The sequence below is a fragment of the Streptomyces sp. NPDC005811 genome, from assembly GCF_040630405.1.
Taxonomy (GTDB): domain Bacteria; phylum Actinomycetota; class Actinomycetes; order Streptomycetales; family Streptomycetaceae; genus Streptomyces.
In genome coordinates, this window is the sequence record NZ_JBEXXK010000005.1 from 198,376 (window position 1) to 211,025 (window position 12,650).

Sequence of the window (12,650 nt, forward strand, 5' to 3'; positions counted from 1 at the left end):
CTCAGCGACACACCGCCAGCGCGTCCAGCGCCACCGCGCCCTGCCCGAACGGCAGTACCACCAGCGGGTTGATGTCGAGCTCGGCCAGGTCGGAGCCCAGCTCCAACGCCATGCGCTGGACCCGCAGGACGACCTCGACGAGGGCGTCGACATCGGCCGGCGGACGGCCCCGGACCCCGTCCAGCAGCGCCCGTCCGCGCAGTTCGGCGAGCATGTCCCGGGCCTGCTCCTCCCCGAACGGCGGCACGCGGACGGCGGCGTCGCGCAGGACCTCCACCAGCACTCCGCCGAGACCGACCGTGACCGTCGGGCCGAACAGGTCGTCATGGGTCACCCCGACCACCATCTCCACCCCCCGCTCGACCATCTGGCAGACCAGGACGCCGTCCAGCGACACGCCCTCGTAGCGGGCGATGTCGGTCAGCTCGCGGTAGGCGTCGCGGACCTGGCTCGCCGAGGTCAGGCCGATCTTCACCAGCCCCAGCTCGGTCTTGTGCGCGATCTGCCCGCCGGAGGCCTTCATCACCACCGGGTAGCCGACCAGCCCCGCCGCCCGCACCGCCGCCGCCGCGCTGGTCACCAGCTGCTCGCGCGGCACCCGGATGCCGTACGCCCGCAGCAGCTGCTTCGCCGCGTGCTCGCTGAGCTGCTGGCCGGGGCGCATCAGCAGCTGCGCCTTGCGGAAGGACGGGGACAAGGTGCGCGGGGCCTGGTCGAACGGCGAGCGGTAGTCGCGCACGAACCGGTGGTGCTCCAGAAGCGCCCGGACCGCGGTGACGCAGTTGCCGAGGGAGCGGAAGGTCGCCACCCGGGAGGAGCCCAGCAGCACCTCGCGGTAGGCCGGTTCGGTGCCCACCGGCGAGCCCCACACCACGCACACCAGCTTGTCCGTCTGCTCCGCCGCGTCCACCAGGTCCCGCACCAGACGGTCGCTGAGCGGGGGGAAGGGGCCGGTGATCGGGCAGATCAGCACCCCCACCTCGGGATCGTCGAGGATCGCGTCGATGATCTTCCGGCCGCGCCAGTCGCCCACCGGATGGCCGCCGTTGTCGACCGGGTTGGCCACGTTCAGGTACTCGGGGATCCACTGGTGCAGCTCGGCCTGCTTGGCCGTGGAGAGGGTGGGCAGGCGCAGGCCGGCCGTCGTGGCGAGGTCGGCCGCGTGGGCGCCGGTGCCGCCCGAGATCGAGTAGACGACCACACCGTCCGCCTGCGGACGGCGGGCCCGGGCCAGCAGGGCGGCGGTGTCCTGGAGTTCGTCCAGTCCGTCGACGCGGATCACGCCGTACTGCCGCATCGCCGCGTCCACCACCTCGTCCGCGCCGGTCAGCTTGCCGGTGTGGGAGGCGGCGGTGCGGGCCCCGGTCTCGGTGCGGCCCACCTTCACCGCCACCACCGGGACCCCGCGCCGGGCCGCCCGGTCGGCCGCCAGGAGGAAGGCCCGGCCGTCCTTCAGCCCTTCCACGTAACAGGCGATGGCGCCGACCTCGGGCCGCTCGGCGAAGTAGGACAGGAAGTCGGCGGTCTCCAGATCGGCCTCGTTGCCGGTCGGCGCCCAGTGCGAGAGCCGGATGCCCAGCTCCTGGAGGGCGAAGACCGGGCGGCCCTGGTGGCCGGACTGGGTGATCAGCGCGATCGACGGACCGGTGAGGTCCTCGCGGAACCGCTCGAAGGCGTTGAGGTTGGTGTTGGGGCCGAGCAGCCGGATCCCCGAGCCCTCCACGGCCGCCGCGAGCCGGGCCTGCGCCGCCGCGCCCGCCTCGCCGGTCTCCGCGAAGCCCGAGGCGAACACGACGGCGAACCGCACCTTCGCCTCGGCCAGTTGCTCGATCACGGGCAGCGGATCGGCGACCAGCAGCACGGCCAGGTCGATCTGCTCCGGCAGCTCGGCGACCGACGCCACGCAGGGGATGCCGAAGACGGACGCGCGGGTGGGGTGCACGGGGTGCAGCCGCGCCCCCACCCGCTCGGCCCAGCCCACCAGTTGCCGGGTGACACCGGTGTTGGGGCGTCCCTCGGCGTCCGAGGCGCCGACGACCGCCACCGACTCGGGCCGGAAGAAGCGGTCCAGATCGGGGACGGTCGCATACAGCGGCCGGCCGCTGACGTCGAGGTCGTCGACGTCGGCGGGCCGGCCGTGGACGGCGGGTCCGGGCTGTTCGCCGCACGCGATGACCCGGGCGCGGCGGGAGTCGGTGGTGAGGGTGCCGTGGGTTGATCCAAGCATCGGTCCGCCCGCTCCTGTGTGACTGCCGAGTAACTGACGCACTGTCAGATTACATACCTGACGGGATGTCAGGAATGGGCGTGCAGCGATAAAGGAGCGAGAAAAGGAGCGAGGAAGGAGCGAGACACGAGCGGACCTTCGGGGACGGCCGGGGCGGACCCCGGCCCTACAGCGCGGCCAGAACCTCCCTCGCCACCCGCTCGCCCGACCGGACGGCGCCGTCCATGAAGCCCATCCAGTACGTCGAGGTCTCGGTCCCCGCCCAGTGGATACCGCCCACCGGCTTGCGCAGGGCGGGACCGTACTGGGTCAGGACGCCGGGCGCGGCGATGGAGACGGGGCCGCCGCGCGTGTAGGCCTCGTTGTTCCAGCGTTGCAGGACGAAGGAGGTGGGGGAGGCCGCTTTCGCGCCGAAGTACGTCACGTAGTCCTTCAGCACCGCCGCCTTCACCTCGGCCTCGCTCGCCGCGTCGTGGGCACGGGCCTCGTCGGCCTCGATGAAGCCCATCAGCGCGCCGTAGGAGGCGTCGGGCGGGGAGTTGTCGAACGTGGAGCTGACCACGCCGGTGTCGCTGACGACCTGGCCGTTGAGGCCGTCGGCCCGCCAGAACGGGGTGTCGTAGATCGCGATCGCCTTGGCGACCGAGGCCATCGGCAGCCGCTGGGTGAGCTGGTCGCGGCCGGCCGGCAGGAGCGGGTCGTAGGTGATCCGGGCGGCGAGCGGCGGGGGCGCGGCGACGACGACCTTCTTGGCGGTGACGGTGATGCCGTCGGCCGTGACGACGTACGTGCCGCCGGACTGCGCGATCCTGCGCACCGGGGCGTTCAGCACCACCCGGTCGCCGAGGGTGGCGGCCAGTTTGATCGGCACCTGCTGGGAGCCGCCGACGAAACGCCGTTCCTGGGCGCCGTTCGCGGTCTCGGTCAGGCGCTCCAGGGTGCCGGGGGTGGACTCGTTGCCGGCGGCGGCGATGTAGAAGAGCACGAACAGCAGGGAGAGTTCGCGGGGTTCGGCCGAGAAGATCGAGGTGCAGGCCACGTTCAGGAGGAACTTGGCCGACGGGATCACGGCGTTGGCGCGCAGCCAGGTCTCGAAGGTCTGCCGGTCCCATTCCTCCGCCTTGGCGGCGGTCCAGGGCGCGTCGACGGGGACCGTCTTGGCCATGTCGTCCAGCGCGGCCTGCACGACCGCGGCGTTGGCGAGCCCGGCCACGTCGACCGGCGGGACCGAGCCGAGGAGGCCGTCGGTGGCGTACGGGGTCTTCTTCCCGTCCTTGTAGAGGAGGTTGTCGCCCGTGTTGTAGGTGGCGAAGGTGGCCACGCCCAGGGAGTCGGCGAGGGCCTTGATGCGGTCCTGGGTGGGGCCGATGAACTCGCCGCCGCCCTCGGTCGTCCCGCCGTTCGCCAGCGACAGGTTGAGGACCCGGCCGCCGACGCGGTCGCGGGCCTCCAGGACGGCGACGGTCTTTCCGGCCGCCACCAGGTCGCGGGCCGCGGTGAGTCCGGCCAGGCCGGCGCCGACGATCGCGACGTCCACGTCCCGGGTGGCCGCCGCGGCGGCCGGGCCGGCGGCGGTCGTGGTGAGGGCGGTCGCGCCGGCGGCCACGGCGGCGGTGCGTCCGAGCAGGGAGCGGCGGGAGAGCTGTCTTTCACGTGCCACGTACGTCCTCCGTAGAGAGGGGGCGGAGCGGAAAGGTGAACAGGTCTCACATTCTGGCTCCGCACCGGGGCGCGCGACAACGCCCTCGTCACATCTGACACAGGTGTAACTGGCAGCAGAACGAGGGGAGTTACCGGGAGTAACCGAAATCAGCGGAGATGGCGGGTCACGGCTTTCGCGATGCGGGACGCGTCGAGCGCCAGTTCGCGCAGGGTGCCGCTGATGGGGGTGGTGAAGCCGGTGAAGTAGAGACCGGGGGCGTTCTTCGGCGTGTGCGGGCCGTGGGCCGGCGGCAGGCCGCGCTCGTCGAGGACGCCGAGATGGCCGACCAGGCCCTCCAGGGCGCGGACATAGCCGGTGGCGGCGACGACGGCGTCCGGGGTGATCCGGGTGCCGTCGGCGAGGACGACCTTGCCGCCGTCCTCGAAGGACTCGACGGCGGCCACCACCTCCACCCGGCCCTTGCGGATCGCGTCGATCAGACCGACGTCCTGGACCGGGATCGCGCCCTGTCTGACCCGGCTGTAGAGGCCGGTGTCGGGGCGCGGCAGACCGTGCGCCGAGAGGTCCGGCACGCTGAGCCGCGCCATCGGGCGGGCCAGCCGGTCGACGAGGCCGACGGGCAGGCGCCGTACCAGGATCGCCGTGTACTGCGCGGCCCAGCCGGCGGTGGAGCGGCGGACGATGTGCGGGGCGGTGCGCACGGAGAGCCGCACCCGTTCGGCACCGCTCTCGACGAGGTCGACGGCTATCTCGGCGCCGGTGTTGCCGACGCCGACGACGAGGACGTCACGGCCGGTGTAGGGCTTGCCGTCGCGGTAGGCGCCGGCGTGGGTGAGGTCGCCGGTGAAGGCGGCGCGGCCGGGCCAGTCGGGCAGGAAGGGGGTGTGGTTGTAGCCGGTGGCGACGACGACGGCGGCGCCGGTCAGTTCCCGGCCGCCGGTGGCGTGCAGCAGCCAGCCGGTGCCGTCCGCGGTGCGCTCGATCCGGGAGACCTCGACGCCGGTGACGATCTCCAGCTCATGGACCTCGGCGTACTTCTCCAGATACCGCACCACGTTGTCGCGGGTCACCCAGCGGCCGAACCGGCGGGGCATCTTCAGCCCCGGCAGGGCGGAGAGGCGGCGGGTGGTGTGCAGATGCAGCCGGTCGTAGTGGCGGCTCCAGGACGCACCGACCCGGTCGGCCTTCTCCACCACGACGGCACGTATCCCCTGGGCGCGCAGGGCGTACGCGGCGGCGAGTCCGCCGGGGCCGCCGCCGATGACGTAGACGGGGCGGTCGGCGGGGTTCGCGGTGGTGATCGCGGACGGTGCGGAGTCTTCCATGAGCGCGAGCGTAATCACGCGCGGGATCGGTGGGTCTCGGTCAAGACCGGAATTGGTTGCGGATCGATCACGCTTGGGGAGGTTGTGGGCAACTTGTGGCGTGGGCCACTTGGTTGTGGGAAAGGTGCGACGCCTGGTCCAGGTGCGCTTGGGCCAGGCGTCGCGGGCGGACGGCGTCAGTAGCTATGACGGGAAACGGACGCCGCCGCGTTCAGGGGTGCCCCCGCTCCAGGGTACGGATCACCGCCGGGGTCGGCTCACCTCTTTGCCTTCACCTGGTGTCCGGTCACCTTCGCGATCCAGGTGATGAAGTCGCCCGGGTCGGTGTTGGCGCCGTGGCCCTGGTCCCAGTAGTAGAGGTGGTTCACGTCGTCGCCGAGGGTGTGCGCGGCGGCGGCGAGGTTGGCGGAGACCGTGTGCGAGGTGTCCGAGTCGTTGGTGCCCAGGCGGATCCACCAGTGCTTGGTACGGCCCTCGTTGGGCTGGTCGACGAGGAAGTGCATCGGGTTCATCAGCCGCAGCACCTCGGGGATGTCGCTGTCGAGGCGCTTGGCGGTCGCCCCGGTGGTGTCGTGCTTCAGGCTGTACGCCGTGAAGTGACGGGTCTCCGCGGTGCCCTTGCCGAACAGGTTGTTCTCGCCCGCCGACAGGTCGAAGGCGTCGAAGGCCGGGGCGGTCTTCTTGCGGGCGCCGACATGGGTGAGGAAGTCCTCCCAGGAGAAGGAGGCCTTGCCGTTCTTCCAGGTGAGGAAGGTGTTCGCGGCGAGGTAGGCGGTGCGCTCGGTGTCCGGGAGAGCGGTGAGGTACCGGGTGGCCGAGGGCTCCAGGTACTGCTCGACCAGGTAGGTGTCGTAGTTGCGGGCGGTCAGCCGGGTGCCGTCGAGGCCCTTGAGCCTGAGCCCGGCCTGGTACTCGGCGAACTGCGCCCGCAGGGCCTTCGACACGGTCTGGTCGACCTGGGAGCCGGAACTCGTCGCGTTGGAACCCCAGTTCCACTCGTAGGCGCCGTCGGCGTGGTCCAGGTCGGTGATCGGGCACCAGGCGCCGGTCGCGAAGATCGCGTCGGAGGCGTCGGCGGCGCCGATCTCCTTCAGGAGCTTGTCGTAGAGCGGGCTGTCGCCGGACGCGCCGAGCAGCGCGGACAGGGCGCCACCGGCGCTGGTGCCGGCGGAGACGATCCGGTCGGTGTCGCCGGGGATGCGGCCCTGGTTGGACCGGATGTAGCGCACCGCCGCCTTGAGGTCGACGATGGCGGCGGGGGCGACGCCGTAGTACTCGCCGTCGGAGTTCTTCAGCGTACGGCCGCGGGCGCCGGGCTCGATGACGACGTACCCGGCGGCCAGGGCCAGCAGCTGGTTGGAGGAGGTGGCGCCGCCGTCGGCGTTGGTGTTCTCGTTGGCGTTGGGGGCGGCCGAGGCACTGGCCGCGCCGGAGGGGAGGGTGCCGCCGGGCATCCCGCCGCCCCCGCCGGCGCCGACGCCGGTGGCCTCCGCGACCGAGGACGGCATGTAGCCGCCGATGGAGTTCGCGAGCAGGATCGGCGCGTCGCTCGTGTCGACGGCCGCGCCGTCGATCTCGACCGGGGCGCTGACGATCAGGGACTGGTAGGTGGCGTCCACGGGGTCGGCGACATAGGTGATCGCCTTCCAGAAGTGGTACGTCACGGAGTGCTCGTCGCCGTCGGCGTCCGTGACGGTCGTCGTCAGCTCGGTGTAGGCGTCCGGGTCGAAGACCAGGGAGTCCGACGCGGCCGACGGCTTGGCGGAGGCCTGCGCGCTCAGGGCGATGCCGCCCACCGCGGCGACTCCGGCGGTGGCGCCGATGCCGATGACGACCGACCTGCGCTTGATTGCCCTGTGCTTCACGGTTCGACTCCCTCGGGTTCGCTGCTTGCGGTGTGAACGTACCCAGGGTGCGAACAAAATTGCCAACAATCCCGCGCCATTCATGGGGACCCCACAGCTTCACGGCGGGCGCACAGGTTGCACGGTCTTCCCGGAACCGGCTATCTGACGTACCGTCAGATCCATGGATGCGATCTGGCTCGACGGTGCCCAGTGGCTCGCGGTGCTGCGGATCGGACTCGGGCTGTGGTGGCTGGAGAGCTGGCGGCACAAGGAGAAGAAGAGCTGGTTCGAGGGCTCCGGCATCGCCTGGGCGGCGGGCGTGGCGGCCAAGCACCGCTGGACCGTCGTACGGTCCGGCTTCGAGCGCGTCGTGAAGCCCCGGCCGCGGCTCATGGCGTACGTCGTCGTCTACGCCGAACTCGCCCTGGGCCTCGGCCTGATCGCGGGCTTCCTCACCCCGATCGCCCTGGTCGCGGGCCTGCTCCTCAACCTGATCTACCTCGTCCTCATGATCCACGACTGGGCCGAGCAGGGCCAGAACGGGATGATGGCGCTGATCTCGCTGGTCGCGCTGGGCGGCATGGCCTGGCAGACCTGGTCGGTGGACGACGCCCTGGGGCTCTTCCTTTGACATCCTCCCCCAGCTGAAGCAGGGGGATTCCTAGCTCAGGCCGCCTCCGGGAGCGGCGCTCCCAGAGGACTTCTGCCATCAGCACCAGCCGGGTCGAGACCAGCCCGGACGAGCATCACGCGGGCGGAGTTCTTGTCCCTGGGGGACACGGCTCCGCACGCGATGCACGCGTAGGTTCGTTCGGAGAGGGGGAGTGCGTGCTTGGTTCTCGCACCGCACTGTGCGCATTCCATCGTGGTGTGGGCCGGGTGCACGAGGTGCACGATACGGCCGTGCTTGCGGGCCATCTCGGTCAGCGCGGTCTTGGTTGCGCCGATCGCGGCGTCAGCGGCCTTGCGGGCCATTGTGGACTTCGCGAGGAACTTGGGGCGGAAGTCCTCGACAGCGAGCTGGTCGAAGTCGCGCACGACGCGCTTGGCCCACTTGCGGCCGGTGTCCTGGCGCTGCCGGGCAGCCTTCTTGTGGACCTTGGCCGCCGCACGGGATGCCGCCCGATAGCCCTTCGACGCGGCTTTTCCGCGCGGGGGCTTCCGCCTCGCCATCTGCTTCTGGTACCGGGCCAGCTTCGCGGCGGCGGTGCGGCCGCGCTGCGGGTGGGGAAGGTCGTGCGCGTCCGAGGTGGTGGTGGCGGTCTCCTTGACGCCCCAGTCGATACCGATCGCCCGGCCCGTCGCGGGCAGCGGTTCGGTGGCGGTCTCCACGACGAACGAGGCGTACCAGTGGCCGAGGCTGTCCCGGTACACCCGGACCGACGTGGGGTCAGCGGGCAGGTCGCGGGACCACACCACGGTCAGGGCGATGCCGCCCGCGAGGCGAAGGCGGCCGTCCTTCAAGCGGAAGCCGCGCCGGGTGTAGTTCAGCGACGGCAGAGCGTCGCGTTTCCGCTTGACCCGGGGCATACCGGCACGCTGCCGCATCGGCAGCTTCGCCTTGATGTCCTTCAGGGCCTTGGCGCGGGACTTGCCGAAGTCGCGGATGATCTGCTGCTGGGGCACCGAGGAGCCCTCGCGCAGCCACCCCATGGAGGTGCGGGCCTCGGTAAGCATCTTGTCGAGTTGTGCCGGGCCGCACGTCACCTTCTCGATGGCGTCCTCGGGGAGTCCCTTGCTCAGGCCGTGGGCCTTGCGGGACATGGCCACGCATTCGTTCCAGATCCAACGGCAGCGCGCCCACTCGGCATTGAGTCCGGCGCTCGCGGTCGACGACACGCGGAGGCGGTAGGTGTACCGGGCGTGCCCGGACTCCTCACTCGCCTGCTGTCGTGTCGTCATGCCACCATTTTACCACTAGGATTGGGGTGTGAATCATGACGAAACCCGCATCACTCTCCGCCTGCCCACCGACCTCCACGCCTGGCTCACAGCGCAGGCCAAGGCGAACCGGCGGTCACTCAACTCCGAGATCCTCCACCGCATCGAGGGCGACTACCGCGCCACCGTGGCAGACGCCGAATCGCCCTGACGGCGATTCGGCTTTCCCTGTCCTGCTTCGCAGGAGTCCGATTCCTCCCCGGCTTGAAGGCCGGGGCATCCTCGGAGGAACCCGGTGACCGCGCGCCACGACCTCCCCGAGGCCGACGCCTTCACCCGGACGTACTGGAACGCGGCCGCCGCGGGCCGGCTGCTGATCCGGCGCTGCGGGGCCTGCGCACGGGCCCACCACTACCCTCGCGAGTTCTGTCCGTACTGCTGGAGCGAGGACGTGACCTGGGAGGACGCGAGCGGCCGGGCCACGCTCTACACCTGGTCGGTCGTCCACCGCAACGACCTCCCGCCGTTCGGCGAGCGAACCCCGTACGTCGCCGCGGTCGTCGACCTCGCCGAGGGCCCCCGGATGTCCACCGAGGTGGTGGGGGAGGACGCGGACACCCTGCGGGCCGGGATGGCACTGGAGGCGACGTTCCGGGAAGGGGTGCCGGTGTTCCGGGTGGCCGGCCACGGTGCGCCGGCCTGACGAGCACGCCACCTGCCGGGGGCCCGGTGCCGGCCCGGTGTTGAATGGCCGGATGACTCGCATCCGCGACCCCCGCGCCCTCCCGCACCCCCCGGAGATACACGGCCACGGCCTCACCCTCCGCCTCTGGGATCCGGCGTCCGCGACCGATGTGGACGCGTGGCTGCGCGGGCACACCGACCCGGAGTTCCGGCGCTGGAACACCCCGATCAGGACGATCACCGACCCCGCGAGCGCCCGGGAGTCGCTGGAGGCCAAGGCCGCGGACACGGATGCCGGGCGCGCCATGACCTTCTGCGTCACCGCCACCGACGACGGGACGGTCCTCGGGCAGATCTCCGTCAACGCGATCGACCGGGTACTGAGCAACGCCGTGGTCGGCTACTGGGTGCTGCCCGAGGCGCGCGGCCGGCACATCGCCACCCGCTCCCTGCTCCTCGCCGCGCGCTGGGCCTACGACGAGATCGGCCTGCACCGGCTGGAACTGGGCCACGCCCTCGGCCACGGCGGCTCCTGCCGGGTCGCCGAGCGGTGCGGGTTCCGGTACGAGGGGACCGTGCGCGGGGCGATGTGGGAAGAAGGCAGGCGCGACGCCTTCCGCGACGTCCACCTGCACGGACGCCTGGCCACGGACCCGGAGCCCCAGGGGCCTTAGGGCCTGTCGTTTGGATCATGCCGCGCGTCGCGGGGTGTGGCACGCACTCCCCCAGAGGGGGGACCCCCAGCCGCGTTGTCGTCGGTTGTCGACTCCCCCACGCTCGGCTGCGCTCGCGCGGGAGGGACCCCCATCGCGTCGCCGCCCTCCTCCGCCTTGCAGCCGCACGCACCACACCCCGCTCAGGTCGGCCGAGAGACCACGTCGGCCCAGCCGACCTGATCCAAACGACAGGCCCTAAATCGGGGGCGGTACGGGCACCGGGTACGCCACGATGCCGGGCATGAGACCGGACGACTGGAACCTCACCCATGACCTCGACGCCTTCCTCCGGCGGGCCAGCGACTTCCTCGCCTCCCGGCCCGCGCTGCACACCGTGCCGCTGACCGTGCTGGAGAACCTGCGCGACAGGGGGGTGAACGTCTACGGCGAGGAGGCCCCCGTCTTCGGTGTGCTGGAGCGGGGCGGCGCGGTGGAGGCGGTGTCCCTGCACACCCCGCCGTACTGGATCAATCTCACCTCCCTCACCGGGGAACAGGCCGACGCCCTCGCCGCCCGGCTGGCGTCCGCGGGACACCGCCTCCCCGGAGTCACCGCCGACCGCGCCACGGCCGACGCCTTCGCCGCCGCCTGGAAGCGGCACACCGGCGCGGGGGCGGACCTCTGGAAGGAGCAACGCCTCTACCGGCTCGACGAGTTGACGGTCCCCCAGCCGGTGCCCGAGGGCGCCCCGCGGATCGCCACCGCCACCGCCACGGACCGCGCCCGGCTCATGAGCTGGTACGAGGAGTTCGGCGAGAGCATCGGCGAGCGCCAACTCCAGGACGCCGGCGCGCTCGCCGACGCCCGGATCGCCCACGGCGGGGCCCTCTTCTGGGAGACCCCCGACGGCACCCCCGTCTCCCTGGCCGTGGTCACCCCGGAGGTGGCCGGCCAGGTGCGGGTCACCACCGTCTACACCCCCGCTCCCCTGCGCGGCCGGGGCTACGCGGGCGCCGCGACCGCCGAGATCAGCCGAGCGGCCCGGGCCGCCGGCGCCCGGGAGGTCCTCCTCTTCACCGACCTCGCCAACCCCACCAGCAACGGCCTCTACCAGCGCATCGGCTACCGCCCGGTGGCGGACTTCACGGTGCACCGGTTCGAGGAGTGACTCACGGGCCGGGAGGGTCCGGCAACCGCGCCCGCTCCTCGGCGGTGAGCGGTACGGACGGCGGCCCCGGGTCGGTCAGCCTGGTGTAGAGACCGCGGCAGGCCCGGTCCTCGTCGGGGAACCGCTCCAGGACCGTGCGTACGCCGCGCTGCCGTACGCCCACGACCCAGCCGCCCGCCTCCTCCGCCAGGTAGAGGCGGTCCTCCGGCCGGGGTGTGCCGGGCGGGGCGGGGCAGCCGGCGATCTCGTACAGCCCGGCGGGGACGCCCGCCGCGCGCAGTGCCGCGCACAGCCCGTGCCGGTCCATTGCCCCGCCCCCTCCCGGGTCAGTTGGCGCGTTCCAGGTTGCCGCTGTTGATCAGGGAGCTGACCGTGGCGCCGGTCTTCACATGCGGGCAGTACATCGCCGCCGACGCGACCGAGGTGACGTACTGCACCCCCTGGCCCGGCTGCTCGAAGGCGGGGGCGGTCGGGCCGGCGCACACCAGCGTCGGCTTCTTCACCCGGTACAGGTGGTAGTTGTACGGGAAGCGCGGGTCCTGGGTGTCCAGGCCGGACGGCGGAATGGACCGCTCGGCGTACGTGGCGCCAGCCGGGGCCAGGAACTTGCCGAACTCGTTGCCGAAGCGGTCCAGGAGCTGGCCGACCGGGAGGGTCGTCTCGGTGGCGACGGGCGCGCCCTGGGCGTTGTGGTCGAAGCCGTCGTCCGGGATCAGCGCGTACTTCCAGTCGCCGATGCCGTGCTCCAGGGTGGGGTCCCACCACTTGTTGAGGAACTCGACGGGGGTGAGCGTGCCGAACCGGTCGTAGCCCTGGAGGGTGGCCCCGACGAGGCCGGAGGTGGGCAGCTCGGCCGGACCGAAGCGCCAGTCGTTGCAGTAGTACGGCGTGTGGGCGTACGGGTAGGGCGAGGGCACCAGCCCCAGGCAGGACGACGCCTGTCTGCCGTCCGGCGCGGGGTCCCCGTACCCCCGCGGTGCCGTCTCCTTGCCGCCCGCCCGCGGGACGGGCAGCGGCGCCACCACGGACCGCTCGGCGGCCGGCGCGGCCGGCGCGGCCGGTGCGGCCGTGGCGGGCGAGGGCGCGCCGAGCAGCACGGAGCCGGCGAGCCCGGCCGTCGCGACCAGGGCCGCACTCCAACGACGGAACGTCACTGAACACCTCCGCGAGATTCGTCCGCGAGCCGATGGAGCTCACGG

12 protein-coding genes are annotated in these 12,650 nt (G+C 72.0%); 5 read left to right on the forward strand and 7 right to left on the reverse strand.

The window, feature by feature from the left end:
• Position 1: 1 nt before the first annotated feature.
• From ABZ490_RS07510 to ABZ490_RS07525, 4 genes are all read right to left on the reverse strand, one after another.
• On the reverse strand, positions 2–2,227 hold the full coding sequence (locus ABZ490_RS07510; protein WP_358985664.1) for an acetate--CoA ligase family protein: 2,226 nt from the start codon (positions 2,225–2,227) through the stop codon (positions 2–4).
• Between the two features lie 166 nt (positions 2,228–2,393).
• Complete coding sequence (locus ABZ490_RS07515; protein ID WP_358985667.1) at positions 2,394–3,887, reverse strand: FAD-dependent oxidoreductase; 1,494 nt, start codon at positions 3,885–3,887, stop codon at positions 2,394–2,396.
• Positions 3,888–4,036: 149 nt separating this feature from the next.
• The gene (locus ABZ490_RS07520; protein ID WP_358985670.1) at positions 4,037–5,215 is read right to left on the reverse strand and encodes an NAD(P)/FAD-dependent oxidoreductase; all 1,179 of its coding nucleotides are present in this window, start codon (positions 5,213–5,215) and stop codon (positions 4,037–4,039) included.
• A gap of 257 nt (positions 5,216–5,472) precedes the next feature.
• On the reverse strand, positions 5,473–7,080 hold the full coding sequence (locus tag ABZ490_RS07525; protein ID WP_358985673.1) for a subtype B tannase: 1,608 nt from the start codon (positions 7,078–7,080) through the stop codon (positions 5,473–5,475).
• A 163-nt stretch (positions 7,081–7,243) separates the two neighbouring features.
• Between ABZ490_RS07525 and ABZ490_RS07530 the strand changes: the two genes are divergently transcribed.
• On the forward strand, positions 7,244–7,693 hold the full coding sequence (locus ABZ490_RS07530) for a DoxX family protein (protein ID WP_358985676.1): 450 nt from the start codon (positions 7,244–7,246) through the stop codon (positions 7,691–7,693).
• A gap of 35 nt (positions 7,694–7,728) precedes the next feature.
• On the opposite strand, the gene ABZ490_RS07535 is transcribed toward ABZ490_RS07530, so the two are convergent.
• Positions 7,729–8,964: a transposase gene (locus ABZ490_RS07535; RefSeq protein WP_358985679.1), complete on the reverse strand. Its 1,236-nt coding sequence runs from the start codon at positions 8,962–8,964 to the stop codon at positions 7,729–7,731.
• A gap of 28 nt (positions 8,965–8,992) precedes the next feature.
• Here ABZ490_RS07535 and ABZ490_RS07540 point away from each other — a divergent pair, with 28 nt between their 5' ends.
• The 4 genes from ABZ490_RS07540 (at position 8,993) to ABZ490_RS07555 (ending at position 11,451) form a co-directional block, all read left to right on the forward strand.
• Positions 8,993–9,154: an Arc family DNA-binding protein gene (locus tag ABZ490_RS07540; RefSeq protein WP_358985682.1), complete on the forward strand. Its 162-nt coding sequence runs from the start codon at positions 8,993–8,995 to the stop codon at positions 9,152–9,154.
• A gap of 84 nt (positions 9,155–9,238) precedes the next feature.
• Positions 9,239–9,646, forward strand: a complete 408-nt coding sequence (locus tag ABZ490_RS07545; protein WP_358985685.1) for a Zn-ribbon domain-containing OB-fold protein — start codon at positions 9,239–9,241, stop codon at positions 9,644–9,646.
• 52 nt (positions 9,647–9,698) lie between these two features.
• Entirely contained in the window at positions 9,699–10,301 is a 603-nt protein-coding gene (locus ABZ490_RS07550; RefSeq protein WP_358985688.1) for a GNAT family N-acetyltransferase, read from the forward strand.
• Positions 10,302–10,584: 283 nt separating this feature from the next.
• The gene (locus tag ABZ490_RS07555) at positions 10,585–11,451 is read left to right on the forward strand and encodes a GNAT family N-acetyltransferase (RefSeq protein ID WP_358985691.1); all 867 of its coding nucleotides are present in this window, start codon (positions 10,585–10,587) and stop codon (positions 11,449–11,451) included.
• Position 11,452: 1 nt separating this feature from the next.
• Here the strand turns inward: ABZ490_RS07555 and ABZ490_RS07560 are convergent, their stop codons facing one another.
• Both ABZ490_RS07560 and ABZ490_RS07565 read right to left on the reverse strand, forming a co-directional pair.
• Complete coding sequence (locus tag ABZ490_RS07560) at positions 11,453–11,758, reverse strand: hypothetical protein (RefSeq protein WP_358985694.1); 306 nt, start codon at positions 11,756–11,758, stop codon at positions 11,453–11,455.
• Between the two features lie 19 nt (positions 11,759–11,777).
• A complete protein-coding gene (locus ABZ490_RS07565; RefSeq protein WP_358985697.1) occupies positions 11,778–12,605 on the reverse strand; it encodes a TNT domain-containing protein in 828 nt (275 codons plus the stop codon).
• Positions 12,606–12,650: the final 45 nt, after the last annotated feature.

What these genes read in the sequence shown, in the direction of transcription:
- ABZ490_RS07510 (WP_358985664.1), bottom strand. Translation starts at nt 2,227, where the DNA reads ATGCTTGGATCAACCCACGGCACCCTCACCACCGACTCCCGCCGCGCC.
- ABZ490_RS07520 (WP_358985670.1), bottom strand. Translation starts at nt 5,215, where the DNA reads ATGGAAGACTCCGCACCGTCCGCGATCACCACCGCGAACCCCGCCGAC.
- ABZ490_RS07530 (WP_358985676.1), top strand. Translation starts at nt 7,244, where the DNA reads ATGGATGCGATCTGGCTCGACGGTGCCCAGTGGCTCGCGGTGCTGCGG.
- ABZ490_RS07535 (WP_358985679.1), bottom strand. Translation starts at nt 8,964, where the DNA reads ATGACGACACGACAGCAGGCGAGTGAGGAGTCCGGGCACGCCCGGTAC.
- ABZ490_RS07550 (WP_358985688.1), top strand. Translation starts at nt 9,699, where the DNA reads ATGACTCGCATCCGCGACCCCCGCGCCCTCCCGCACCCCCCGGAGATA.
- ABZ490_RS07555 (WP_358985691.1), top strand. Translation starts at nt 10,585, where the DNA reads ATGAGACCGGACGACTGGAACCTCACCCATGACCTCGACGCCTTCCTC.
- ABZ490_RS07560 (WP_358985694.1), bottom strand. Translation starts at nt 11,758, where the DNA reads ATGGACCGGCACGGGCTGTGCGCGGCACTGCGCGCGGCGGGCGTCCCC.